Genomic DNA, 25311 nt, shown 5'->3' with positions numbered 1-25311 from the left:
CGGAGTCAGAGCCAGCGCGGAAGCGGCGGCGCGGTACCGTCCAAAGTGGATCCGTCACTGCGACCGGTGATCCACGCGAGGACGTCACCGGGGGAACCGGTCAGCGTGACCGGCTCACCGGCGCCCATCCGCCACTCGTGCCGGGTCCCGTCGGCGCCGACGGCGATCAGCAACACGGAGGGCAGCTCGCCGCCGTACATGCCGATGGCGTTGCCGACGACGATCTCGAACTCGTCGCCGAGCAGCTCGGCGACGCGGGCGAAGTCGTAGCCGAGATCGAGATCGGCCAGGTGGATCGCGGTTTCGGAGAGCCGGAGCCAGAGCACGAACTCCGCAGGGATCTCACGGCCCTGCCGGGCGCGCACCCGGACCTGCCATGCCTCGTCCGGCATGCTCGACGCGACCTCGACGAACCGTGCCGCGGAGTCGACGACGTCTTCGGCGATCTCCTCGACGGACCGGTACGCACCCTTCTCGATGTCGTCGTCCCTGGCCGCCTCACCGGCGTACATCGGCGTCTCGACACCCGATTTCGCCCAGGTGAGCAGGTTGACCAGGCCGTCGGCGTTGCGCGCGAGGTGGGACAGCAGATGCGCCCTGGTCCAGCCCGGCAACGCGCTCGGACCACGAACGGCGGCCTCGTCGAGCCCGCGCGCCAAACGCGCCCATTCTTCGTGCAGGGCGCGGACGCGTTCGAGCAGAACGTGCGCGCGTTCGGAAGCTGTCACCCGTCCAATCTAGCGCCGAAGCGCCGCCGGCGCGTCCGCCGGAACCGCGGGGTTCTTCGGCGCGATCGGCTCGAGCCGCGTGTACGGGGAGTCCTGCGATGGCCGGCTGTCCTGTTCACCCTTGTTCGGCCACAACGAGAACGCCCGTTCGGCCTGCGCGGTGATGGTCAGCGAGGGGTTGACACCGAGGTTGGCCGTGATCGCCGAACCATCCACAATGGACAACCCTGGATAGTTGAAGACCCGGTGGTACGGGTCGATCACGCCGTTGTCGGCCGCCGTGCCGATCGGGGCACCGCCGATGAAGTGCGCCGTCAGCGGGATGTCGAAGATCTCGCCCCAGGTGCCGCCCGCCATGCCGCCGATGCGCTCGGCGGTGCGGAGGTTGGCCTCGTGCCCGGCGGGGATGAAACTGGGGTTCGGCTCGCCGTGGCCCTGCTTGGACGTGTACTTGCGACGGCCGAAGAGCCCGCGTTTGGTGTAGGTGGTGATGGAGTTGTCGAGGCTCTGCATCACCAGCAGGATCACCGTGCGCTCGCTCCAGCGGTAGCCGTTGAGCAGGCGGACCGTCTGGACGGGGTGCTTGAACATGAAGTTCACGGCCTGACGCCAGCGCGGGACCGCCGAATCGCCTTCGGTGGCGATGGTCTGGAGGAGGCTCATCGCGTTGCTGCCCTTGCCGTAGCGGACGGGCTCGATGTGCGTGTTGTCGTCGGGGTGGATCGACGACGTGATCGCGACGCCGCGGCTGAAGTTCCGCTCTTCGTCGACCGAGGTGCGGGCGGCACCGATGATGGCCTCGGAGTTCGTGCGGGTCAGTTCGCCGAGACGCGGCGAGAGCTTCGGCAGCTTGGCGGTGTCGCGCATGCTGTGGAGCAGATTCTGCGTGCCCCACGTGCCGGCGGCGAGCACCACCTGCGCGGCGGTGAGCTTGTGCCGGAACTTGCGCGAAGTGGTCCCGGTCTTCTTGATGCTCACCTCGTACCCACCTGCGTTTAGCGGGCTAATCGCGCTCACAGTGGTGAGGGGGATGACCTTCGCGCCGTCCTTTTCCGCGAGGTAGAGGTAGTTCTTGACCAGCGTGTTCTTGGCGCCGACACGGCAGCCGGTCATACAGGCGCCGCATTCGGTACAGCCGGTGCGGGCCGGGCCCGCGCCGCCGAAGTACGGATCCTCGGCGCGCTCCCCCGGCTTGCCGAAGTACACGCCGACGGGCGTCGGGTGGTACGAGTCCGGCACGCCCATGTCCTCGGCGACGCCCTTCATGACGACGTCCGACGGCGTGACGCTGGGATTGGTGACGACGCCCAGCATGCGGCTGGCCTGGTCGTAGTGCGGGCCGAGCTCGGACTCCCAGTCGGTGATGTGAGACCACTGCGGGTCGACGTAGAACGGCTTCAGCGGGCGGTACAGCGTGTTCGCGTAGACCAGCGAGCCGCCACCGACGCCGGCGCCGGCGAGCACCATGACGTCCTTGAGCATGTGGATGCGCTGAATGCCGAAGCAGCCGACCTGAGGCGCCCAGACGTAGCGGCGGAGGTCCCAGGACGTCTTCGCGAACTCGTCGTCGGCGAAGCGGCGGCCCGCCTCGATGACGGCGACGCGGTAGCCCTTCTCGGTCAGGCGGAGGGCGGCGACACTGCCGCCGAACCCGGAGCCGACGACGATCACGTCGTAGTCGAAGTCGTCTTCAGTGGTGGTGTTACTCGCAGTCACACCCTCGACTGTAACCCCGGCCACCTCTTCTGACCAGAGGTAAGTTACCGACCAGTCACCTTCCACCCGGATGTGCGAACACATCCGAAGCGGAGGAAATTAGGTTAGGCTACGCTTCCCAGCATGGCTGGTTCAGTGCCCATCACGCCGAGTCCAAGACTGGGCGAAGGGCTTTCGCTGCGGCGGATGCCCGCACACTGGATGCTCGGGCGGCTCGGCAAACGCGTCATGCGACCCGGCGGGTTCGGCCCGTCCCAGCGGATGATCGAGGAACTCGGGATCGGCGCGGACGACGACGTGGTGGAGATGTGGCCTGGGCTGGGACGCACCACCGCCCTCGCCCTTGCCGGGAACCCGCGCTCCTATGTCGGCATCGAGCGCGGGGAAGCCGAAGCGGCCCGCGCTCGCGCAGCTTTGACCGGGCCGAGGCAGGAATGCCTGGTCGCGCCCGTGCATCGCACCGGGCTCGCCGACAACAGCGCCTCAGTGCTCTACGGCGAAGCATTGCTCACTCTGGAGCCGGCCGCCCGCAAGGCCGAGATCGTCGCCGAGGCTGGACGCCTGCTGCGCCCGGACGGCCGCTATGCCATCCACGAACTGCTGCTCACCCCCGACGGACTTGCCGAGAGCGCCAAGTCCGAGATCCAGGCCACCCTGACCAAAGTCCTGCGCGTCGGCGCGCGCCCGCTCACCCGCACCGAGTGGCACCGGCTCCTCGACGAGGGCGGGTTCACCGTGCACACCGAGGAAACCTGCCCGCTGCTGCTACTCGACCCACGGACCGTGATCTCCGACGAAGGTGTAGCGGGCACCGCCGGAATCCTGGCCCGCTCCCTGGCCCATCCCCAGGTCCTTCCCCGGCTCGCCAGGATCTGGCGCACCTTCCACCGCTACCGCGACCAACTCGGCGCCATCACCCTCGTCGCTCGACGATCGACAGCCGACTCGTGCTGAGCACCTGCGACGGTGAGCCGCTACGCGCCTCGGCGTTGGCGCAGGACCCTGGTTGGCCACCGAAATCGTCTTCGCCAGCGCCGTCACCACGGGGTTCTCGGACGAGGAAACCCTCCCGATCCCGCGAGCGCGTTTAGCGGGCTAAACGCGAAACAGATGGGACACATGGGGCTGACGAGGCATACGAGAAGAGGGCTGGACGACCCTGCGGTCATCCAGCCCTCTCAGCTCACTTCACTCCGCCGCGATCACGTCGACCAGGGGTCGGTCTTGACGAAGACGTCCGGGGCTCGCAGATCGAGCACACCGAAGTAGTAGGAGCCCCTGCTGCAGAACGAAGCCGTGCTGATGGTCGACCCATCGGCCGGCGAGGTCGCGGTGAGCACCTCCGACTCGTTCTTGACCACGGAGACGGTCTCGCCCCTCAGCAGGTTCTTCCCTTCGGCGTGGAAGCACTGGGTGTCGTTGTTCCGCCACAGGATGACGGTCCGGCTGTAGCCCGACTTCTGAACGACCGCGGTGTAGCTGGCGGCCTGCGCCGCCGGCGCGGACACCATCACCAGTCCCGTGATCGCCACTGCTCCCAGCAGGGCAGCACGAAGCTTGCGCAGCATTGATGATCCCTCCAGTAACAATCACCAAGGCCAAATGGCCTAACCGGTAGGACCCTACGCCACAAGATCGTTCTGGTCTTCGATACGGACGAACCAGACACCCGAACGAGGTCACGGATCGCGTTCAGCGGGCTAAACGCGATCCGTGGCCGTCAGCGGCGGACGGTCAGGCCGACCCGCTGGAACTCCTTCAAGTCCGAGTAGCCCGTCTTCGCCATCGCGCGGCGAAGCGCCCCGAAGAGGTTCACGACGCCCTCGGCGTCCGAAGACGGCCCGAAGAGCAGCGTCTTCAGGTCGACGGCGTAGTCCGGTCCCAGTGCCACGCGTGAACGCGGCAGCGACGGGTGGGCGGCCGCCGACGTCCAGTAGAGCCCCTGCCCCGGCGCCTCGGAGGCGGCGGCCAGCGGCGCGCCCAGCATGACCGCGTCGGCGCCGCAGGCGATGGCCTTCGCGATGTCGCCGGACACGCTCATCCCGCCATCGGCGAGCACGTGGACGTACCGGCCGCCGGTCTCGTCGAGGTAGTCGCGGCGGGCGGCCGCGGCGTCGACGATCGCGGTCGCCATCGGCGTTCCGATCCCGAGCACGCTGTCGGTGCTCGTCACGCCGCGACTGGACCCGTGACCGACGATGACGCCGGCCGCGCCGGTGCGCATCAGGTGCATCGCGGTGCGGTAGTCGCTGACGCCGCCCGCGATCACCGGGACGTCGAGCCTACCGATGAAGTCCTTCAGGTCCAGCGGCTCGGCGTCGCGCTGGACGTGCTCGGCGGAGATGATCGTGCCCTGCACGACGAGGATCTCGACACCCGCCGCGAGCAGGTCCGGTGTGAGCTCGGCGGCGTGCTGCGGGCTGACCCGCGCGGCCACGGTGACGCCGGACTCGCGGACGGTCTTGATCGCCTCGGTCAGCAGGTCCAGCCGGATCGGGGCGGAGTGCAGTTCCTGCAGCTCGCGCACGATCGCGGTCGGGTCCTCGGTGTCCTCGGCGGCCCGGACGAGGCGGAAGATCGCGTCCTCGACGTTCGGGTGCCGCGCCCAGAGCCCTTCGGCGTTGAGGACGCCCAGCCCGCCGAGCTCGCCGACGGCCACCGCGGTTCCCGGCGACACGATCGCGTCGGTGGGGTGTGTGACCAGCGGCAACTCGAACCGGTACGCGTCGATCTGCCAGGCGGTGGACACGACCGAAGACGACCGGGTGCGCCGCGACGGCACGATCTCCACGTCATCGAGGTCATACGCCCGCCGCGCGGTGCGGCCCATGCCGATCTCGACCAGATCCCGCACGTCAAGTCCCTTCTCACCGACGACCGTTACACCTCATTGTCGCTAGGCCGCGTGGGTGACCTGCGCACGGGGCACCCGAACCGGGCCCGAAGTCACATCAGCCCCATTCGCCCCACCCGTTTCACGTTTAGGGGGCTAAAGTCGCGCGGGTGGGGTTGTGGGGGACGTGGGGCAGAAGGAGACCTTCTCCACGGAGCCGGTCCGGAGGACGGATTCCTGCGAGATCACCCCGCCGAACCGCGCCGCTGGCCGCGCCCGGTCGGCTCTTCGCCGCCGAGTCCGAGGGCGGCGGCGGCGAAGGCACGGCCGGCGAGGATGGCATCCGGTTCCTCCCGGGAGGCTTGATCAGCGGACCAAGTCTCCCGGGAACGGAACCGAACGCGTAAGTGTCCTGAAGGGCGGACTAACGGGTGGTGTAGTTCGGCGCCTCGACGGTCATCGTGATGTCGTGCGGGTGGCTCTCCTTGAGCCCGGCCGCGGTGATCCGCACCAGCTGCGCCTCCTGCAGCTCGGGGATCGTCGACGCTCCCGCGTAGCCCATGCCCGACCGCAGCCCGCCCACCAGCTGGTGGACGACGTTCGCGAGCGGCCCGCGGAACGGGATCCGCCCCTCGATGCCCTCGGGGACCAGTTTGTCCTCGCTCAGCACGTCGTCCTGGGCGTAGCGGTCCTTCGAGTAGGACTTCGCCTCGCCGCGCGACTGCATGGCGCCCAGCGAGCCCATGCCGCGGTAGGTCTTGAACTGCTTGCCGTTGACCAGGATCAGGTCGCCGGGCGATTCGGCGGTGCCCGCGAGCAGGCTGCCGAGCATCACGGTGGACGCGCCGGACGCGATCGCCTTCGCGATGTCGCCCGAGTACTGGATGCCGCCGTCGCCGATCACCGGGATACCTGCCGGGCGCGCCGCCTGGTCGGCTTCGTAGATCGCGGAGATCTGCGGCACACCGACCCCGGCGACGATGCGGGTGGTGCAGATGGAGCCAGGGCCGACACCGACCTTGATCCCGTCCGCGCCCGCCTCCACCAGCGCCTGCGCGCCGGCCCGGGTCGCGACGTTGCCGCCGACGATGTCGACGGTGTCGCCCAGTTCCTTCTTCAGCAGCGCGACGGTCTCGACGACGGCGCGGGAGTGCCCGTGCGCGGTGTCGACCATCAGGACGTCCACCCCGGCGTCAGCCAGCGCCATCGCGCGCTTGTGCCCGTCCGGGCCGACCCCGACGGCGGCACCGACGAGCAGGCGGCCGTTGGTGTCCTTGGAGGCGTTGGGGTACTGCTCGGTCTTGACGAAGTCCTTGACCGTGATCAGCCCGCGCAGCTTGCCGGCGCCGTCGACGATCGGCAGCTTCTCGATCTTGTGGCGGCGCAGCAGCCCGAGCGCGGCCTCCGCGGTGACCCCGACCTGCGCGGTGACCAGCGGCAGCTTCGTCATCACCTCGTGCACGGCACGGGTGTGGTCGACCTCGAACCGCATGTCGCGGTTGGTGATGATGCCCACCAGCGTCCCGGCGGCGTCCGTGACCGGCACACCGGAGATCCGGAACCGCGCGCACAGGGCGTCGACCTCGGCGAGGGTGTCCTCCGGTGAGCACGTGACCGGGTCGGTCACCATCCCGGCTTCGGAGCGCTTGACGACCTCGACGGCGGCCGCTTGGTCGTCGATCGGCAGGTTGCGCTGCAACACGCCCATCCCGCCCTGGCGCGCCATCGCGATCGCCATCCGGCCTTCGGTGACCGTGTCCATGGCGGCGGAGACCAGCGGGATGTTCAGGGTGACGTTGCGGGAGAGCCGGGTGCGGGTGCTGACCGCACTGGGCACCACGTCGGACTCGGCCGGCAGCAGCAGCACGTCGTCGAAGGTCAGCCCGAGCATGGCGAACTTGCTCGGGACGGGGGCGGTGACGCTGTCGCTGGTCATAGCAGGCGAAGGGCCTTCCTAGCGGTGATAAATGGGAGCCGCCGTGGCTGGTGACATGGTGGCGGGGGCCTGCCCCTCATGATATCCGGGCCGGGTGGCCGCCCGGCCCGGGTGGGCGCCCGGTAGCGTGCAGGCGTGCCGCAAGATGCGTTGCCCCCAGACCCGTTCGCGGATGACCCGGACGACCCGGCCCGCGCGTTCATCGACGACGCTGACCGGCTCGACGAGCCGATCAGTGACGAAGAGCGTACCGAGTTGCTGGCCGACCTCTCCGATCTCGCCGTCTACCAGGCGCTTCTCGAACCGCGCGGGGTACGCGGGATCGTGGTCGACTGCGGTGAATGCGACGAACCCCACTACCACGACTGGCATCTGCTGCGCGCCAGTCTCGAGCAGCTGCTCGCCGACGGCCGCATGCGGCCGCACGAGCCCGCCTTCGACCCGAACCCCGGTGACTATGTGAGCTGGGACTACTGCCGCGGTTTCGCGGACGGTGTCACGGCCAACGAGAGCGCCTACTGATCGCGTTTAGCCCGCTAAAGGCGATTTGAGCTGTACAACGAAAGGGCCTGGTGAGAGGGATCTCACCAGGCCCTTCGGCGTCTGCGGGTGTTACGGCGTCTCGACCGCGGCTGCGGGAGCCTGGGCTCCGGCGCCCGGCGACGGCTCGTTCCGCGAGCCACCGGGGTCATTGCCCGAGGCGGGCGGCGTCGTCGACGTCGTAGGCGGTGGCGGCTCGCTGGTCGTGGTCGGCGGAGTCGGCGAGGGAGTCGTGGTGCCCGGCAAACTCGTGCCGGGGTTGCCGCCTCCGGGCAGCGACGTCGGCGGAGCGGTCGGCTGCGGAGTGGGCTGCGGGGTGGTCGCGACCGGAGTCTGCGAAGGCGACTGCTGATCCGGGGGCAGCGGCTGCTGACCGGGGTTCTGCAGCTGAGCACTCAACTGGCGATGCTGTTGGAGCAGCTGATCGCGATTCTCTTCGTCGGTCACCTGGTTCAACGCGGCCTGTGCTTCGTCGAGCGCCTTGCGGGCGTCGTCGAGGCGCCCGCCGGCGAGCGCGAGGTTGGCCTTCTCGAGATCGAGTTTGGCCGCGGCGGCGGCCTCGACCGACCGGGCGTGGTCGGCGTAGAGCACCTTGGTCAGGCCCCAGAGCGTGTCACCAGGCTGCGCGTCCTTCGCGGCGAGACCGGTACCGGCGAAGGCGATGGCCAGGACGGCCGCGGCGGCGGCCACCGGGACCAGCAGCCGGCGTCTTCCCCCGTGTTTGCGGGCGAGCGCGGCGGTCTTCACGGTGACGACGGCGGTGTCGACGTCGACGAGTTCCGCGAGCGGTTCGCTGTCGATGTCACGCCGCCACGCCAGCAGCAGAGCGTTGAGCTCCTGATCGCCGAGGTCGTCGGCCATCTTCGGGTCCGAGCCACCGAGCGCGTCGAGCAGCGCGTCATCGGCCTGGACGGCCGACAGATCCGCGGCGAACTCGGCCTCCGAAGACGTCAGCCCTCTTTCGAAGGCCGTCAGTTCACGATCGGTCCCAGGGGAGAACCGATGGTCGCGATCGGTCACTCAGATCACCTCCTCAGCGGCCAGAACCTTACGTAGGCGCGCGAGGGCGCGATGCTGGGCCACTCGGACGGCACCGGGGGTGGACCCCACGGCCTCCGCCGTCTCTTCGGCGGACAATCCCACGACCACCCTCAAGACCACGATCTCACGCTGTTTGTCGGGAAGGACGCGCAGTAGTTGCGACATGCGCTCGTTCAGCTCGCCCTGGAGGGCACGCTGCTCGGGACCGACGCCGCCCTCGACCTCGTCGGGGACTTCGGCGACCGGTTCGGCGCGGTTGCGGGCCGCGGCGCGATGCGCGTCGGCCACCTTGTGCTGGGCGATCCCGTAGACGAAGGCCAGGAACGGGCGGCCCTGATCACGGTACGAAGGCAATGCCGTGAGCACCGCGAGACACACCTCCTGAGCAACGTCGTCTGCGGAAGCGAACGAACGCTCCTGCCTGCCAACCCGAGCGCGGCAGTACCGCACTACCAAAGGACGGATGGCCGCCAGCAACCGCTCGACCGCTTGAGGATCACCCTCAACAGCAGCGGCGACCGGCTCATCCAGTCCGTCCCCCACATTGGCCATCGCAGACAACAGTCCCAGTGTTACGTATAGGCGTGCAAAGAGTCCGGTGTGTGACTTCGGAATCCACTACCGGTGACAGCTACCGTACCGCTCGGGTCCGCCGCCTTCGCTGACGGCCGTCATCGGCGCGCCGCCTTCCGGCGGGCACGCTCAAACCCGGGTCTTCCTGGTTCCTTTCGCTCGTAGTCGAACTTTCAACGAGCCGGGAACACAGCGGAGTACGACGGTCCGCCCGGAGGCGGACACGCTCGGGCAAGCGTGCCCGAGCGGTGAAGATAAAGGCGCGAAGCGTGACAGGGAACACAGGTACGGGCCAGGGGTACTCCCCCGGCCCGTTCGTCACCCGTTGCGCGATCTCAGCGGCGAAATCAAGAAAGCGTTGTCAGGAAACAAGTCCACGGCGGAAACCGTGGGCGACCGCCTGAGCGCGGTCACGAACGCCGAGCTTGCGGAACAAGCGGCGCGCGTGAGTCTTCACGGTGTCTTCGGACAGGTACAGCTCGCGGCCGATCTGCCCGTTGCTCTTGCCCTGGCTCATCCCGCGGAGCACCTGGAGCTCGCGCTCGGTGAGCTGGACGCCGGGGTCGGACGGCTGGCGCGGCGCCGGCACCGAGGTGCTGGCGAGCGTGTGCGCCAGTGCGGCGACCAGCTCGGGACGCGAGGCGTCCCAGCGCAGGTAGCCGCGGGCTCCACCGGCGATGGCGGCGGCGATGCTGCCCGCGTCGTCCGGGGCACCGAACACGATCACGTTCGCTTGGGGGTTCGCCGAGACGAGCCGCCGGGTGGCTTCGACGCCAGTCGGGACAGCGCGCTGGGTTCCGACCAGCACGACGTCGACCGGCTGACGGGAGTACCGGGCCAGCAGCTCGTCACCGTGCGCTACGCAGTCGATGCGACTGACCCCTGGTACCGCGGACATCACTCGAGTGAGCCCTTCGCGGACACTGCGTCGGTCGTCGCAGATCAAGACCGTCGTCACGGGGTTTCCTTCCTGCAGCCGGGTGACATTCCACTTCCCCTATCGGACGCTTTAGCCCGAACCTTGACACGATCCGGTGGCTTTTTTTGAAAGTTCTTAGCCCGGTTGCCGGAATGGGCCCTCCAACAGGCTAGACGCCATCAGAGTGGGACCCACGGAGATTGCCGGGCGAGCCACCTCCCGCAAGGATCTGCGTGCCGTAACACTGCGTGCAACAGTTCGACACCTCTGAATCGATACTCATCGGCGTGTCCTGCCCCGAAGTCCGCCGTCAACAGGCATGCCACCCACAGAAGTGAATTGAATTCGTATTTCTCGGCGGTTTCGCGCGCGCTCTCGACCAGCGCTTTCGCCCGCTCCCGCTCCACGGAACCGCCATTCGCGATCGTCACGCCGAGTACAAGCTGCGATTTGACGACATGTCGACACGCACCTCTGGCGCGCGCCGTTTCCAGCGCCATTTCGGCAGGCGCGATCGCCGCACCGGAAATGTTACTCGCCAGTTCGATTTCCGCGCCCACCCAACCGGCCCTCGTCAGGGTCCGCCAGTCACCGGTGTGCGCGCCCGCACGAGCGAGCAATCGCCGGGCGGCGGTCAGCCTGCCACGCCCGAGGTTGTCGGCCGCGAGACCGAGGAGGGCGTCCGCCCGCGCCCCCTCGGCGTCCAGACCGTCGGGGTCGGATGCACCTCGCGGCTCCGCGATCGCCAGCGCGAGCGCCTCGCCGTCGAGGACGAGGGCGGCCGCGTGCCCGCCCAACTGCCGCCGATGCGACGCCAGCGTGCTCGCGGCCAGCGACGCGAGCACCGGGTCGCCGCTCGCGCGCAACTCGTTCAGCAGCGTGGCCGCCGCCGCGTACCGGCCGCGGGCGCCGAGCACGATGGCGGCGAGCAACCGTCCGCGAGGCGACGCGGGCACCGCGAAGGGGTCCGGCGGCGGCACGCCGTCACCGAACGCGGCGGACCGCAAGGACGATTCCATGCGTCCTTTCTATCGCCTCGCACCGACAAGAACGTGCTCGATCCGGTCGGCGGCCGTCGTCAGTTCGCCGAGCAGTTCGATCTTGTCCGGGAGCGTGGCGGGATCCCAGCCCGGACCGCACGCGAACAGCCTGCTGCGCTGACGGCCGCGGGACACCCTGGCGAACAGGCGCGGGTCCGCGGTCGCACGCCGTCCCGACCACAGCACCACCGCCGCCGGAACGCTGCGGCGGACGGTCACCGCGAGTACGTCGGCGGGCAGGGACGCCCCGAACAGCTGGGCGCCGATCCGACGTCCCGCGAGCGCCGCGGCGAGCGCGTACATGGGCATGTTGTCGCGTTCGTCCGGCACGCAGGTCAGCAGGACCGGGCGCTGGTTGCGCGGCTCGCGGAGCACCGGCGTCGCGCGGACGAGGGCGGCGTACACGCATTCGGCGAGCAGATACTCAACCTCCGCGCCGGCGCTCACGCCGCGCCAGCGCGCGCCGAGCGCGGTCAGGACCGGCGACACGACACCGGTCCAGGCGGGCAGTACACCGAGTTCACGGATCGTGTCGGCGAGCATGCGCTGGACCGCGCCGAAGTCCATCGCGAGCGCGGCCGTGCTCAAGCGCCTGGCGAGGCGGGACGGGGCGTCCTGATCCTCCGCGGGCGGCGCGGCTGCCTGCTCTTCCACTTGGACCGCGACGGTTTCCGGAGGTTCCGTCGCCGTCCGGGGCATCTGCTCAAGCGCGTACTTCGCCGCTTCGGCCGTCGAAGCGCCGCGAAGCAACGCGCGCTGCATCAGTTCGAGGCGGCCGATGTCGGAGCTGCCGTAGCGGCGGTGACGGCCGTTGGTGTGACGGCTCGGCCCTACGCCGTATCTGCGGTCCCAGGTTCGCAGGGTGGACGGTGCGACCCCGAGCCGGCGAGCGACCGAGGCCACCGGCAGGGTGGGTTCTTCACTGCTGATCCGAGATCCCACTCGACCCAATATCCAGGCAGCCCGGGACAGGGGCAACCGGAGCGCGAAGTGCCGCTCACACATCCGGGGGATGCCTAACGGCTGAATCGTCTTGAATCTCTTGAACAAGTATTGGCGCGCTTCTAACGTTACCGCCGTTGCACCGAATGGAGTATCCGCAGCGCAGCAGAGCAGGTAAACGCTTCGACCGGATGACGGAGGCGGTCAGGATGGCGGACACACGCAGGCTCCCGGGACCCAACGCGGATGTGTGGGACTGGCAGCTCGAAGGGTCGTGCCGGGGCATGGACAGCGCGTCCTTCTTTCACCCTGACGGCGAGCGCGGGCCTGCCAGAGCCCGCCGCGAGGCGAGGGCCAAAGCCGTGTGCCTGGCCTGCCCGGTACTGGCCATGTGCCGGAACCACGCACTCGCCGTGCACGAGCCGTACGGCATCTGGGGTGGGCTGTCGGAATCGGAACGCGAGCACATCATCAAGGCGGACAAGCGCACATTGAGCATGTCGAACGGCTGATCCGGCCGAGTCGGCGACGCGGAAGGGCGGCATCCGGGTGGGGTGCCGCCCTTCCGCGTCTCCGGCCCCGGATCGCGTTTCGCGGGCTAACCGCGATCTGCCCCGGCCGCCGCTCCCCCGCCCGCCAGGTCGCACTTAGCCCGCGAAAGTCGCTTTGCCCACGGTCAGGCTTCCCCTGTCGTCGGATCGCGGTTAGCCCGCTAAAGGCGATCTGCGCGGGCGGGGGGCGGGACAGCAAAGCGGGGCGGCACTCCAGGTGGAGTGCCGCCCCGCTTCAGGGTGGAACTAGTGCGCGTGGCCGTGACCGGCCGCGGCGGGCTCCTCCTCGGCCGGCTTCTCGACGACGGAGCTCTCCGTCGTGAGCACGAGCCGGGCGATGGAAGCGGCGTTCGCCACCGCGGACCGGGTCACCTTGACCGGGTCGACGATGCCGGCGGCCAGCAGGTCGGTGAGCTCACCGGTGGCGGCGTTGAAGCCGTGCCCCCAGTTCTGCTCCTGGACCTTGTTCACGATGACCGCACCCTCGTGGCCCGCGTTGGTCGCGATCCAGAACAGCGGGGCGGACAGCGCGTCGCGGACGATGCGCACACCGGTCGCTTCGTCACCCTCGAGACCGAGGCTGTCGTCGAGCTCCTTGACGGCGTGCACGAGCGCCGAGCCACCGCCGGGCAGGATGCCCTCTTCGACGGCCGCCTTGGTCGAAGCCACGGCGTCCTCGATGCGGTGCTTACGCTCGTTCAGCTCGGTCTCGGTGGCCGCGCCGACCTTGATCACCGCGACACCGCCGCCGAGCTTCGCCAGCCGCTCCTGCAGCTTCTCGCGGTCCCAGTCGGAGTCGGTGTTCTCGATCTCCTTGCGGATCTGCGCGACGCGCGCCGCGATGTCGTCCTTGGTGCCGGCACCGTCGACGAGCGTGGTGTCGTCCTTGGTGACGACGATCCGGCGGGCGTTGCCCAGCTGGGCCAGCGTGGTTTCGGAAAGCTTGTGCCCGATCTCGGCCGAGATGACCTCGCCGCCGGTGACGACCGCGAGGTCGTCCAGGAACGCCTTGCGGCGGTCACCGAAGAACGGCGCCTTGACCGCGACGGCGGTGATCGTCTTGCGCAGCGAGTTCACGACGAGGGTCGACAGCGCTTCGCCGTCGACATCCTCGGCGATGATCAGCAGCGGCTTCTTGGCCTCGACGACCTTCTCCAGCACCGGGAGCAGGTCGGCCAGCGCCGAGATCTTCTCGCGGACCAGCAGGATGTAGGCGTCCTCGAGGATCGCCTTCTGCTCCTCCGGGTTGGTGGCGAAGTGCGCCGACAGGAAACCCTTGTCGAACTGCACACCCTCGGTGATCACGAGCTCGGTCGCCAGCGTGGACGACTCCTCGATCGTGATGACGCCGTCTTCGCCGACCCGCTCGACGGCCTCGCCGAGCAGGGCGCCGATGGCCGCGTCACGCGAGGTGACGGTGCCGACCTGAGCGATGTTGTCGCGGCCCTTGACCGGGGTCGCCTTCTCCTTGAGGACCGCGATGACCTTCTCCGCGGCGGCCTCGATGCCACGGCCGACGGCGGTCGGGTTGGCACCGGCGGCGACGTTGCGCAGGCCGACCTTCACCAGCGACTGCGCGAGCACGGTCGCGGTGGTGGTGCCGTCACCGGCGACGTCGTTGGTCTTGGTGGCGACGCTCTTGGCGAGCTGGGCGCCGAGGTTCTCGAACGGGTCGTCGAGCTCGATCTCGCGAGCGACGGTGACGCCGTCGAGGGTGATGGTCGGGCCACCGAACTTCTTGTCGAGCACGACGTGGCGACCGCGCGGGCCGAGGGTGACCTTGACCGCGTCGGCGAGCTTGTTCACCCCGCGCTCGAGCGCGCGACGAGCGTCCTCGTCGAAACTGATCTGCTTGGGCATGGCCTGTTCCGCTTACCTTCCAGTTCTAAAGCTCGGAAAACACGAACGCCCCGTTCCCCGGCAATGCGGGGCCCGGGGCGTCATGCGCTGAGAGCGGACGTCAGTTGATGACGGCCAGCACGTCGCGAGCGGAAAGGATCAGGTAGTCCTCACCGTTGTACTTCACTTCGGTGCCGCCGTACTTGGAGTAGATGACGACGTCGCCGACGGAAACGTCGAGCGGGACGCGGTTGCCCTTGTCGTCGATGCGGCCCGGGCCCACGGCCAGAACCTTGCCCTCCTGGGGCTTCTCCTTGGCGGTGTCGGGGATGACGAGGCCGGAAGCGGTCGTCTCCTCGGCCTCACTCGTCTGGACAACGATCTTGTCCTCGAGCGGCTTGATGTTCACGCTCACCGGGTTGACCTCCACGGTCGTCGAAAGCGTTGGCAGGATTAGTTACGGCTCCTACCACCCCCGCCGTCGCGGGTGCCGGGGCGTGTTCGGGCCGTGCAATTAGCACTCTAGCCATGTGAGTGCCAGCTTCGCAAGGAGGGTCCGCTCACCTTGTCTCCGAGCGTCTGACCGGCCGTTTTCGCGCCGCGTCGATCGACGGCGTGCCCGTCCGGCTACCGCACCTTGCCCCTGAGGGCCGAGTACGGACCGCGCGGGTCGCCGCGCCCCTGCCTTCGGATCGGCGCACGCCGGAGGGGAGGAACGATGCCGCCGCTCCTCACTCGAACCAAGCTACCGGCGTACCTGCGCCTGATGCGGGCGGACAGGCCGATCGGCGCGCTCCTGCTCTTGTGGCCGACGCTTTGGGCGCTGTGGAAGCGGGCTGCCTGTTCGCCGTCCTGGTGTCGGCGCTACACGCATCCGCCTCAGGTGATGCTGGGCGCTGCGTTCGGATGGTCGATCCCGATGGCGTTCACGGCCCGGGGGCATCCCTGCCGCCGGTTTGCTGGCTCTTGTCCACGTCGCCGTCGTGCTCGCGGGCGCGATGTTCGCCCACCAGGGCAGGCTGACCGCGCACGAGCGTGACGGCTGTTTCCGGGCGTTCATGAACAACAACCACGTCGGCCTGGTGCTCTTCCTGGGCTTGGTGGCAGATCGCGGTTAGCCCGCTGAACGCAAGTCCGCGAGGTCGCCCACGAGGGCATCAGGGCCGAGAGCGGCGAGGGCCCTGCGCTTCGACGGCGTCTTCGCGAGAGCGATCGAAGCGACGTCGGCGGCCCGCGCGGCCAGGACGTCCGCGATCGAGTCACCGACCATGACGCACCGCCGAGGCGACGTGCCGAGAGCCTTCACCGCGGCGTCGAGGAGCGCGGGCTGAGGCTTCAGCCGCGCGGGGTCGCTCGTCGTCCGCGCGCTGATCCCGCGAACGTGCTCGGCGAGTTCGTGCAACCCCAGGAAGGACCTGATCGCTTCGACGGAGTTGTTGCTGACGATCGTCACCGTGAACCCCTGCGCACGCCACTCGCGGAGCACTTCCTCGACACCGGGGGCAGGCGAGATCAGGGCGACGGCCTCCCCCTCCAAGCGGCTGAGCTGCCGCTCGACGATGTGCGCGGCGTTCGGACCGCACGAAGCCGCGTACCGGAGCACATCGAACGGATCGGCGGAGGCGTTCACCTCGGCGGGCAGGCCGGGTTCTACGAGGCGTTTGAGCCTGTCGGCCACCTCGCCCGCCGGAAGCCTGGCGAACACGTCGCACACCGGACCGTCGAAGTCGAGGAAGACGTGGTCCTTCTCCTGCAGAAGCTCCTTCACCCCAGCCATGCCCCCACCTTGCCACCGACTTGCGTTCAGCCCCCTGATCGCGATCTGGAGGGACCTTACGGAAGAGGCCGGTTTCTGGTTAGGTTCCGACCATTGGGGTCGGTCCTGTTCAGCAGACCTAGTCACTGGGGGTTTACGCCCATGCCGCGTCCCTTCCGCCACGTTTCCCTCGAGCCGCTCCGGCGCCGGTCCAAACGGACCGCCGGGCTCGCGGTCCTCAGCCTCGCCGCCGGCCTCTTGGCCGCGGTCCCCGCCGAAGCCGCCCCTGCGGATCAGCAGCGCCAGCGAGACTTCGCGGCCGCCGCTCACGAGTTCGGCGTCCCCGAGAGCGTCCTGCTCGGCGTCTCCTTCCTGGAGTCACGCTGGGATTTCAACGCCGGGACCCCGAGCACGTCCGCCGGGTACGGCCCGATGCACCTGACCGACTTGCGCGAAGCGGGGACAGGCACGCATCACGATGAAGGCGAGGAGGATGCGCGCGGAGACGACTCCCGCCCGGCGAAACTCCCGGCGACTCCGGCGCCGAAGCCTCCCCCGCCCGGCCTCCAGACCATCGACGAGGCGGCCGCGCTGATCGGCCAGGACGTCGCCACGCTGCGCACGGACACCACCCAGAACATCCGCGGTGGCGCCGCTCTGCTGGCGAAGTATCAGCGTGAAACCGGTGACTGGAACGCCGCCGTCGCGCGCTACAGCGGCGCGAAGGACGCGGAGGGAGCGCAGTCCTTCGCCGCCGAAGTCTTCGACACCATCTCCAAGGGCGTCAGCCGCAGGACCGACGACGGTCAGCACGTCACCCTCGCCGCGACACCGGTGAGCCCCGTGCGCACCCGAACCGAAAACCCGAAGACAGAGTGCCCGAAGAAGGTCTCGTGCCTTTCGGTACCGGCGCCGTACCAAGAGTTGCCGGACAACGACTACGGCAACCACGACAAGGCGGACCGGCCGAAGAGCCAGAAGGTCGAATACATCATCATCCACGACACCGAGGGCTACTGGGACACGGCGATGGACCTGGTCCGTGACCCGACGTACGTGAGCTGGCACTACACGATCCGCTCGTCCGACGGCCAGATCGCGCAGCACGTGCCGACCAAGGACGTCGCCTGGCACGCGGGCAACTGGTACGTCAACGCGAAGTCCGTCGGCATCGAGCACGAGGGCTTCGCCGCGAAGGGCACTTGGTACACGGAGGCGATGTACCGCACCTCCGCGAAGCTCGTCGGCTACCTCGCGCGGAAGTACGACATCCCGCTCGACCGCGCGCACATCCTCGGCCACGACAACGTCCCTGGCACGATCCCCTCGACCATCAAGGGCATGCACTGGGATCCGGGCCCGTACTGGGACTGGGCGCACTACTTCGACCTGATGGGCGCGCCGCTGTCCGGCTTCGGCCGTCCCGGCTCGCCGCTGGTGACCATCACGCCGGACTTCGCCACGAACCAGCCGGCGTTCACCGGCTGCGAGACCGCCGGGAAGCCTTGCCCGGCAAGGGGTTCCGGCTCGGTCGTGCTGCGCAGCGAGCCGAACGACTCGGCGCCGCTGCTCAAGGACATCGGCCTGCGCCCGGACGGTTCGGCGAGCACGATGGCCGTCTCCGACATCGGCAGCCGGGCGGAGACCGGCCAGCGGTACGTGGTCGCCGAGCGGCGTGACGACTGGACGGCGATCTGGTACCTCGGCCAGAAGGGCTGGTTCCGCGACCAGCGCACGACGAGCCCGGCGTTCGGCCTGGTCGTCACGCCGAAGCCCGGTCTGGCGACCGTGCCCGTGTTCGGGCGCGCGTATCCCGAGGCGGAGGCCTACCCGGCGAATGTCCCGGTGCAGCAGGTCGTCCCGCTGCCGTACACGTTCTCGGCCGGGCAGCGGTACTCACTCGGCAACGTGCTCGGCTCCGAGTACTACTGGGCGACGACGTTCGACCCGGCGAACCACGTGGTCGTCAAGGGCAAGACGAAGTACGTGCAGATCCAGTTCGGGCACCGCGTCGCCTTCGTGAAGGCGGACGACGTCCGGATCCTGCCCGCTCTCTGAAGCCGGCCCCGGGGTCAGGAGTCCAGCGCGACCTTGACCCCGGGGGCGTGCTCCGTGTTCCGCCGCGTCTTCGACCAGCCGTTGCGGCCGCGCACCAGCCGGAACAGCGCCCGCCACGACGTGATGTAGAACGTGTAGATGTACAGCGCGTAGGCGAAGCCCATCCCGAGTCCGCGCAGGAGATTGCGGCTCTTCAGGCATTTGAACTGATAGATCGGGCCCCACACGATGAACGGCAGCAGCCCGAACGAACCGTAGATCGCGAACAGGATCCACGCGCCGTCGTCGGCGAACCAGGTCCACACCTGCGCCGGATCCCCCGCGGTGCTGAAGAGCAGCAGGATGAACGGGATCGGGTACAGCAGCGAGCCGAGCAACTGCATCCACGGCTGCGCGAGGTAGTACATCATCTCCGCCGCGCCCAGCGTACTCACGTGCGGCGAATCCCAGATCCGCCGGAGATACCGCGAACACTGCATCGTGCCCTGGCCCCAGCGCGTGCGCTGCACCAGGAATCGCCGCAAGCTGTACAGCCCTTCCTGCTTCACATGGGAATCCGGTGTGTAACCGGTCCGCCAGCCCGCGGTCAGCAGGTGCACGCCGAGTTCGAAGTCCTCCAGCAGCGAACCGCGCCACGGCTGTTCGTCCGGTCCGGCGATCGAGTCCAATGCGGACAGTCGCGTGAATTGACCGTTGCCGCCCATGGAGATCGTGCCGGTGAACCCGCGTGAGGTCTGGATCGCCGCGATGGCCGTGCGGAACTCGAGGTCCTGCATCTGGGCCAACTTCAGCCCGAAGGCGCGCGAGAACCAGTTCTTCCCCGGCGGGCGAGTGCCGGCGTTGCCCATCCAGACGTCGAGTTGCACGGCGCCGATCGTCTCGTCGCCGAAGAGATGGTCCGCGGCGCACACCTCGAGGCAGTTCTCCGCCGGACGGCCGTCCGCGTCGACGACCACGACGACCACGTCGTCACGGCTCGCGTCCGGGCCCATCCAGTCGTTGAGCGCCTGATAGGCGGCGTTGAGCGCGTCGCCCTTGCCCGTCCTCGCCTCCGGACGGCGCCGGGGAACGAGGTGCAGATACGGGTCGTAGCCGCCGTTGCGCCGCCAGATCGACTTGACCACGCGGGCGGTGCGATCCTCGGAGTCGTCGTCGACGACCCAGACGTGCGCGTGCCGGAAGGTCGAACGCAGGTACCGCACCGTTTCACGGATGACGGTCTGTTCGTCCCGGCAGGGGACGAAGAAGTGCCAGGTGAAGTCGGCGGCGTCACCGACGGGCGCGGGTTTGCGCCGCAGGTACGGCACGACGATCACGACCACGTACACGATGAACGCGACGCTCATGGTGAGCGCGAAGGCCTGCGTGATCGCGAGCAGGATCTTGATCGAGCCGCCGCCCATCAGGCGGCCCCGCGTTCGGCCCGGGGCTTGCGGGTGCCCAGCCAGACGAACAGCACGAGGGCGACCGCGCCGCCGATGACGCTGACCATCGAGCCGAGCAGCGTGTGACCCCAGTAATAGCCTTCGTCGATACCCATCATGTTCACGAGTCCGACGATGGCCAAAACCCTCATCTGATTGACAAAAATGACGACGGTCGCGGAAACCGCCAATGAGACGAACAGCCTCTTCGCATTTTTCGGGCGGAAATACAACATGACGGCGGTCACCAACAACAGTGGCAACAACATGAATGCCGACGAGCATTCCGGCGTCATTCTTAACCCGAGTGGAGTATCGCCGGACAACCCAAAGTAGACAGTCTCGCGTTCACCGGCGACGAAGACACCCGATGTGGTGATAACCCTCAGTATCAGCCCCGAAAGCTGCACTTCGAACACCCGATACAAGCGTTCGGCCAGCACCAGTCCGACCGCGACGGCGATCACCGCCAGCACCGCCATACGCAGCGTAAACCGGCTGTAACTCGGCAAAGGAGCGCTCGCAACGGCCACGGTGACCCTCTCAGGAATGACGCAGCAGACGACGGGATCCGTCGAAGCGGACAGGAAGCTCGCCGACGAGAGTAAGTCAGCGAGAACCGGCGCTTTCGATCGGGGTTCGCATTTCAAACGTGAACATGTGCCCTTTCGGCACGAACGTGAAGAAACTTACTAGGCCAAATGGGTGATACATTCGACGACCTGCGAGAAATGTCCGCAAAACCACCTGATCCGGTGATCCTCGCAGTTTTTTGTGCAATTTAAGAAACACTCGGCGATAGACGATCCGCGAGCCGAGTCAGGCCGCTGAGGATTCGTTCGCAACGGTCGCGCCCTCGCGCCGACCGCAGATGAGAGAAACCCCACGAATCAATTCGGAGGACCAGTTGAAGAACACGCACCTCTTGCGACGAGGCGGACTGCTCGCCGCTGTGGTGGCGAGCGTGGCTCTCGCCGGTGCGGCGCCCGCCTCGGCGGCCCCCGGCGACGGCTCCGCGTATGGCGTCAAGGTCGATGTGAAGCTCCTCGGCCTCGACGCGGTGAAGGCCGGGCCGCTCGCCGAGGCGAAGACCTCCGGGCCGACCGCCAACAGCCTCGCGAAGGCCAACCTCACCGGTGTGCTCACCGCCGGCGCGATCAACACCGAAGCCAAGCGCGACGACAACTCCGGTGCCGTGACGGCCAAGGCCAGCACCGCCGATGTCGGCTTGCCGCTGCTGAAGAGTGCCCTCGGCGACGTCGGCGTCAAGGTCGTCGAAGCCACCTGCACCGCGACCCAGAAGGGTGTGCAGGGCGCGACGAACCTGGTCGGTGCCAACCTCGGCAGCGCGGGCGCGATCGACTCGACGCCGGCGCCGAACACCCAGGTCAAGGTCGGCCTCGGTGACGTCAACGTCGCGACGATCATCCTGAACGAGCAGATCAAGAACAAGGACGGCAGCCTGACGGTCAACGCGATCCACGTGAAGCTGCTCGGCGAGGCCCTCACCTCGCTCGGTTCCGGCGACGTGATCGTCTCGTCGGCGACCTGCGGTCCGGCCGGCCTGCCCGTGCCGCTCGCTTCGGGCGCGGGGCTGTGGATCGGTCTCGGCCTGCTCGGTGCCGTCGCCGTCCCGGTCGGCATCCGCGTCGTCCGCAACCGGCGTCCGGCGACCACCGCCTGACCAGGGTGAAGTGAGGTCGAAATGTACAAGTTGCCTGGCGCCGGAGTCGGCGTCGCCGGTGGCGGGGTGGGTGCCCTCGCCGCCACCGGGGCCGATGTCGGCTGGTGGCTGGCCGTCGGGGTGATCCTGCTGGTTCTCGGAACCATCGCGGTCATCGCCGGCTACCGCCGCACGAAACGGCTCGGCGAGATGGGGAGCTGACGCTCCCCGGGACGGACCGGCCGCCGGCGTGGGCCCCTCGCACGCCGGCGGCCACCACCCGCGTTTTGCGGGACACTCGAAATCGTGGATGAGGAGCGCGAACGCGTGGATGTGATGTTGCTGGCCGGGACCCGGCCGGAGGCGGTCAAGCTCGCGCCGCTGGCACTGGCGCTGGCGGAGCACCCGCACCTGCGGCCGTTCGTTGTCCACAGTGGACAGCATCAGGGCATGGTCGAACAGGCGCTGATCCCGTTCGGCCTGCCTGTCGACGCCTGGCTCGACACCCCGCCCAGAACAACCGGCACCCAAGCGGAGCTGGTTTCCGGGCTGCTCCCCGCGCTCGACGAGCTCCTGCGCCGGGTCGCGCCGGCCGCGGTCGTCGTCCAGGGTGACACGACGACGGGACTGGCCGGCGCGCTCGCCGCGTTCTGGCAGGGCATCCCGGTCGTGCACCTGGAGGCGGGACTTCGCACACACGACCTCGCCGCCCCGTTCCCCGAAGAGGGGACACGGCAGATGATCTCGCGCATCGCCGCCCTGCACCTCGCGCCGACCCCGGGCGCCGCGGCCGCGCTGCGCACGGAAGGTGTTCCGCGCCAGCGGATCGCCGTCACCGGCAATACCGTCGTCGACGCCGTGATCACCATCGCCGAACGTGACCTCCCGGCGCGGGACACCGCGCTCGCGTTGCTGGAGATGGAGATCGCCGAGGCGGGCGAGCGTCTCGTCCTCGTGACGTCACACCGGCGCGAGTCCTGGGGCGAGCCGTTGAGCCGCACGCTCGCGGCCATCGAACTGATCGTCGCTGAGCACAGTGACGTCCAAGTGCTGTTCCCGGTGCATCCCAATCCGGCGGTGCGGGATCAGGTCGTGACCGCGCTCGGGGGGACGCCGCGCGTGACGATCACCGAGCCGCTCGAGTATCCCGATCTCGTGCGCGCGCTGCGGCTCGCCGAGCTCGTCCTGACCGATTCCGGTGGTATCCAAGAAGAAGCGCCGACCTTCGGCACACCCGTCCTCGTGCTTCGCGACGTCACCGAACGCCGCGAAGCCATCGAGGCGGGCTGCGCCTGGCTGGTCGGGACGGACACCGGTCTCATCGCCGACACCGCGGCGAAGATCCTTCGCGGCGATCTCCATCCGACGCACGCCGGAAACCCTTACGGCGACGGCAATGCCGCCGCGTTGACGGTGGCCGCGCTGGAGGAGTTGCTCAACCTCGCCCCGGCGCCGCGCACCGCCGCCGAATCGCGTTAGATCGAGATGATCTGAACCGGCAGTGCCGGATTGGCGGAGAAGTCGAGCGAGGCCTGTGGACGGCCGGCGGCGACCACGTGCGCGCCGAGCGCGGCGATCATCGCGCCGTTGTCCGTGCACAGCCGCGGCCGCGGGACACGCAGGGTGATCCCGGCCTCGGCGCAGCGCTCGGCGGCGAGTTCGGACAGCCGCGAATTCGCCGCCACACCGCCGGAAATCACCAGCGTGTCCACTCCGTGTTCCTTGGCCGCACGGACCGCCTTCATGGTGAGGACGTCGGCGACGGCCTCCTGGAACGACGCGGCGACGTCGTCGACGGGGATGTCCTCGCCGCGGCGCTCGGCGCCTTCGACCCAGCGCGCGACCGCGGTTTTCAAGCCGGAGAAGGAGAAGTCGAACTTGGCGTCGCGTGGCCCGGTCATCCCGCGAGGGAACGCGATGGCCGCGCCGTCGCCGTTCTTGGCGGCCTTGTCGATGGGCGGGCCGCCGGGGTACGGCAGGCCGAGGACGCGGGCGACCTTGTCGTAGGCCTCACCCGCCGCGTCGTCCACAGTGGACCCGAGTTCGGTGATTTCGGACGCGATGTCGTCCACCAGCAGCAATTGTGTGTGCCCGCCCGAGACGAGCAGGGCTAGACAGCGGTTGGGCAGTGGGCCGTGCTGGAGCGTGTCGACGGCGATGTGCCCGGCCAGGTGATTGACGCCGTAGAGCGGGATGTCGAGCGCGGCGGCGTAGGCCTTGGCCGCGGCGACGCCGACCAGCAGCGCGCCGGCGAGGCCGGGTCCCGCGGTCACCGCGATGGCGTCCACATCGGACAGTTTCAGCCCGGCCTTGCCGAAGGCCCGCTCGACCGTCGGGACCATCGCCTCCAGGTGCGCGCGGCTGGCGACTTCGGGGACGACGCCACCGAAGCGGGCGTGCTGGTCGACGCTGGAAGCGACCTCGTCGGCGAGGAGCTCGACCGTGTTGTCGTCGTGCAGGCGGACGAGGCCGACGCCGGTCTCGTCGCACGAACTCTCGATGCCCATGATGATGCGCGGCATCAGCCCGCCACCTCGTCTCGGACCTGGGCCCGCGGACGGGCCATCGTGTAGGCGTCGGCGCCGGAAGGCTGGTAGTAGCGCTTCCGGAGGCCGACGCGTTCGAAACCGTGCCGCTCGTAGAGCGTGATCGCCGCGTCGTTGTCGGTGCGGACTTCGAGAAAGACCGGCGCGGCGAGCTCGTCCGCGCGGTCGAGGAGCGCCTTCAGCAACGTGGTACCGATACCCTTGCGCTGGTTGCCGGGGTCGACGCCGATCGTGTGGATGCTCGCCTCGTAGTCGCCGCGGCGGCCGACGACGGCGAGCCCGGCGTAACCGATGACCTCGTCGCTTTCATCCGGACGGGCGACCAGGTAGTAGCCGCCGGCGTCGAGCTCCGCGTGGAAGGCATAGGCCGTCCACGGCGAATCGCCGGGGAAGAGGATCTTCTCTATCTCCACACAGCGGGAAATATCCTTGCGGCGTAAGGGTTCCAGCCTCACGGCGTGGTCACCTTCTTGCGCGCGGCCGGTTCGACGGCGTCCGGGCGGCGGAGGTAGAGCGGAGTGAGTGGGGCGGGCTCGCTCCCGAGGTCCTTGCGAGCGGCCTTGACCAGTCCGATGGGTGACGGGAACCGCGGCTCGATCGGCTGGACGCCGAGGGCGTCCGCGTAGAGGAGGGCGCCGTCGCCCGCCGCGACCTTGATGGTGGTCTCGAGGTCGGCGGGCCGCTGGACGTGGGGGCCGTCGGTGCGGGAGCCGTCGGCGGCGTACGCGGCCCAGTAGACCTCGCGACGCCTGGCGTCGGTGAGGACCAGGAAGGGCGCTTCTCCGGGGGCGACGTCGGCGGCGATCGCGTCGAGACTGCAGACCGGGTGGGCGGGAATGCCGAGGGCGTGGGCGAGCGACGCGGCGGTGGCCATGCCGGCACGAAGGCCGGTGAAGGGGCCGGGGCCGACGCCGCAGACGATGGCGTCGAGGTCGCGAAGCGTGACGCCCGCGGCCTTGACGGCTTCGAGGGCGTGAGGCGTGATCAGCTCGCCGTGCGCGCGCGGGTCGACCGTGACGCGGTCGCCGCGTGACTCGAGGGCGTCGCCGTCCAGGGCGACGAGGCCCGCGGTGACCGCCGGGGTCGAGGTGTCGATGGCCAGTACCAGCACGGTTACCCAGCCTACGACCAGCGCCCCGGATCGCGTTTAGCGGGCTGAACGCGATCGGGTGGCGTGGCCGCTCGCCTACCGCCGGATCGCGTTTA

The 25311-nt window shown here is 68.8% G+C and carries 26 protein-coding genes; 8 read left to right on the top strand and 18 right to left on the bottom strand.

The genetic code is table 11. The features are described 5' to 3' along the window. Positions 1-5: 5 nt before the first annotated feature. Both H074_RS16240 and H074_RS16235 read right to left on the bottom strand, forming a co-directional pair. Positions 6-728 carry a maleylpyruvate isomerase N-terminal domain-containing protein gene (locus tag H074_RS16240; protein ID WP_007031119.1) on the bottom strand — a complete coding sequence of 241 codons (723 nt, stop codon included), beginning with the start codon at positions 726-728 and terminating at the stop codon, positions 6-8. Positions 729-737: 9 nt separating this feature from the next. Next, a complete protein-coding gene (locus H074_RS16235) occupies positions 738-2444 on the bottom strand; it encodes a GMC family oxidoreductase N-terminal domain-containing protein (RefSeq protein WP_007031118.1) in 1707 nt (568 codons plus the stop codon). A 123-nt stretch (positions 2445-2567) separates the two neighbouring features. On the opposite strand from H074_RS16235, the gene H074_RS16230 reads away from it, so the two are divergent. Next, positions 2568-3398, top strand: coding sequence for a methyltransferase domain-containing protein (locus H074_RS16230; protein WP_063705385.1), 831 nt, complete (start codon positions 2568-2570; stop codon positions 3396-3398). A gap of 248 nt (positions 3399-3646) precedes the next feature. On the opposite strand, the gene H074_RS16225 is transcribed toward H074_RS16230, so the two are convergent. The 3 genes from H074_RS16225 to guaB form a co-directional block, all read right to left on the bottom strand. After that, entirely contained in the window at positions 3647-4012 is a 366-nt protein-coding gene (locus H074_RS16225) for a hypothetical protein (RefSeq protein WP_007031116.1), read from the bottom strand. 152 nt (positions 4013-4164) lie between these two features. Next, positions 4165-5298 (bottom strand): GuaB3 family IMP dehydrogenase-related protein, encoded by a 1134-nt coding sequence (locus H074_RS16220; protein ID WP_007031115.1) that lies wholly within the window; start codon positions 5296-5298, stop codon positions 4165-4167. Between the two features lie 403 nt (positions 5299-5701). After that, a complete protein-coding gene (guaB, locus tag H074_RS16215; RefSeq protein ID WP_007031114.1) occupies positions 5702-7213 on the bottom strand; it encodes an IMP dehydrogenase in 1512 nt (503 codons plus the stop codon). A gap of 135 nt (positions 7214-7348) precedes the next feature. On the opposite strand from guaB, the gene H074_RS16210 reads away from it, so the two are divergent. Further along, complete coding sequence (locus tag H074_RS16210) at positions 7349-7735, top strand: DUF5319 domain-containing protein (protein ID WP_005166667.1); 387 nt, start codon at positions 7349-7351, stop codon at positions 7733-7735. Positions 7736-7825: 90 nt separating this feature from the next. On the opposite strand, the gene H074_RS16205 is transcribed toward H074_RS16210, so the two are convergent. The 5 genes from H074_RS16205 to H074_RS16185 form a co-directional block, all read right to left on the bottom strand. After that, entirely contained in the window at positions 7826-8773 is a 948-nt protein-coding gene (locus tag H074_RS16205; protein WP_007031112.1) for an anti-sigma-D factor RsdA, read from the bottom strand. Further along, positions 8774-9346, bottom strand: coding sequence for a sigma-70 family RNA polymerase sigma factor (locus H074_RS16200; protein WP_026467317.1), 573 nt, complete (start codon positions 9344-9346; stop codon positions 8774-8776). 382 nt (positions 9347-9728) lie between these two features. Next, entirely contained in the window at positions 9729-10325 is a 597-nt protein-coding gene (locus tag H074_RS16195; protein ID WP_003073605.1) for a response regulator transcription factor, read from the bottom strand. Between the two features lie 140 nt (positions 10326-10465). After that, positions 10466-11305 (bottom strand): hypothetical protein, encoded by an 840-nt coding sequence (locus H074_RS16190; RefSeq protein ID WP_007031110.1) that lies wholly within the window; start codon positions 11303-11305, stop codon positions 10466-10468. 9 nt (positions 11306-11314) lie between these two features. Then, entirely contained in the window at positions 11315-12229 is a 915-nt protein-coding gene (locus tag H074_RS16185) for a MerR family transcriptional regulator (protein ID WP_200865785.1), read from the bottom strand. Between the two features lie 248 nt (positions 12230-12477). On the opposite strand from H074_RS16185, the gene H074_RS16180 reads away from it, so the two are divergent. Beyond that, complete coding sequence (locus tag H074_RS16180; protein WP_037335869.1) at positions 12478-12780, top strand: WhiB family transcriptional regulator; 303 nt, start codon at positions 12478-12480, stop codon at positions 12778-12780. 285 nt (positions 12781-13065) lie between these two features. Here H074_RS16180 and groL read toward each other — a convergent pair whose 3' ends face one another. Both groL and groES read right to left on the bottom strand, forming a co-directional pair. Beyond that, positions 13066-14679 carry a chaperonin GroEL gene (groL, locus tag H074_RS16175; RefSeq protein ID WP_007031107.1) on the bottom strand — a complete coding sequence of 538 codons (1614 nt, stop codon included), beginning with the start codon at positions 14677-14679 and terminating at the stop codon, positions 13066-13068. A 100-nt stretch (positions 14680-14779) separates the two neighbouring features. Next, a complete protein-coding gene (gene groES / locus H074_RS16170; RefSeq protein ID WP_007031106.1) occupies positions 14780-15073 on the bottom strand; it encodes a co-chaperone GroES in 294 nt (97 codons plus the stop codon). Between the two features lie 541 nt (positions 15074-15614). Between groES and H074_RS41575 the strand changes: the two genes are divergently transcribed. Next, positions 15615-15776, top strand: coding sequence for a hypothetical protein (locus H074_RS41575; protein ID WP_007031105.1), 162 nt, complete (start codon positions 15615-15617; stop codon positions 15774-15776). Here H074_RS41575 and H074_RS16165 read toward each other — a convergent pair. After that, positions 15773-16435, bottom strand: coding sequence for an HAD family hydrolase (locus tag H074_RS16165; RefSeq protein ID WP_051071930.1), 663 nt, complete (start codon positions 16433-16435; stop codon positions 15773-15775). The two genes, H074_RS41575 and H074_RS16165, sit on opposite strands and share 4 nt — an antisense overlap. A 141-nt stretch (positions 16436-16576) precedes the next feature. Between H074_RS16165 and H074_RS16160 the strand changes: the two genes are divergently transcribed. Continuing rightward, on the top strand, positions 16577-18472 hold the full coding sequence (locus H074_RS16160) for an N-acetylmuramoyl-L-alanine amidase (protein ID WP_007031103.1): 1896 nt from the start codon (positions 16577-16579) through the stop codon (positions 18470-18472). Positions 18473-18486: 14 nt separating this feature from the next. On the opposite strand, the gene H074_RS16155 is transcribed toward H074_RS16160, so the two are convergent. Continuing rightward, on the bottom strand, positions 18487-19875 hold the full coding sequence (locus tag H074_RS16155; protein WP_007031102.1) for a glycosyltransferase: 1389 nt from the start codon (positions 19873-19875) through the stop codon (positions 18487-18489). Then, positions 19875-20378: an exosortase P gene (xrtP, locus tag H074_RS16150; RefSeq protein WP_007031101.1), complete on the bottom strand. Its 504-nt coding sequence runs from the start codon at positions 20376-20378 to the stop codon at positions 19875-19877. Before xrtP ends, H074_RS16155 begins: the two co-directional genes overlap by 1 nt. A 425-nt stretch (positions 20379-20803) precedes the next feature. On the opposite strand from xrtP, the gene H074_RS16145 reads away from it, so the two are divergent. The 3 genes from H074_RS16145 (at position 20804) to wecB (ending at position 23038) form a co-directional block, all read left to right on the top strand. After that, positions 20804-21580, top strand: coding sequence for a choice-of-anchor P family protein (locus H074_RS16145; protein WP_007031100.1), 777 nt, complete (start codon positions 20804-20806; stop codon positions 21578-21580). Positions 21581-21601: 21 nt separating this feature from the next. Continuing rightward, positions 21602-21781, top strand: coding sequence for an LPXTG cell wall anchor domain-containing protein (locus H074_RS16140; protein ID WP_007031099.1), 180 nt, complete (start codon positions 21602-21604; stop codon positions 21779-21781). A 105-nt stretch (positions 21782-21886) separates the two neighbouring features. Next, positions 21887-23038 carry a non-hydrolyzing UDP-N-acetylglucosamine 2-epimerase gene (gene wecB / locus H074_RS16135; RefSeq protein WP_039922599.1) on the top strand — a complete coding sequence of 384 codons (1152 nt, stop codon included), beginning with the start codon at positions 21887-21889 and terminating at the stop codon, positions 23036-23038. Here the strand turns inward: wecB and tsaD are convergent. Genes tsaD through tsaB form a run of 3 tightly spaced genes read right to left on the bottom strand, consistent with a single transcriptional unit; the run spans position 23035 to position 25216 of the window. After that, positions 23035-24081: a tRNA (adenosine(37)-N6)-threonylcarbamoyltransferase complex transferase subunit TsaD gene (gene tsaD, locus H074_RS16130; RefSeq protein ID WP_007031097.1), complete on the bottom strand. Its 1047-nt coding sequence runs from the start codon at positions 24079-24081 to the stop codon at positions 23035-23037. The genes wecB and tsaD overlap by 4 nt on opposite strands. Beyond that, positions 24081-24560: a ribosomal protein S18-alanine N-acetyltransferase gene (rimI, locus tag H074_RS16125; RefSeq protein ID WP_039922474.1), complete on the bottom strand. Its 480-nt coding sequence runs from the start codon at positions 24558-24560 to the stop codon at positions 24081-24083. Before rimI ends, tsaD begins: the two co-directional genes overlap by 1 nt. Then, positions 24557-25216: a tRNA (adenosine(37)-N6)-threonylcarbamoyltransferase complex dimerization subunit type 1 TsaB gene (gene tsaB, locus H074_RS16120; protein WP_007031095.1), complete on the bottom strand. Its 660-nt coding sequence runs from the start codon at positions 25214-25216 to the stop codon at positions 24557-24559. Before tsaB ends, rimI begins: the two co-directional genes overlap by 4 nt. Positions 25217-25311 lie beyond the last annotated feature (95 nt).

This window comes from Amycolatopsis decaplanina DSM 44594 (assembly GCF_000342005.1).
Classification (GTDB): Bacteria; Actinomycetota; Actinomycetes; order Mycobacteriales; family Pseudonocardiaceae; genus Amycolatopsis; species Amycolatopsis decaplanina.
Note: the sequence above shows the minus strand (reverse complement) of the source record. Positions and strands in the feature narration are given on the sequence as shown.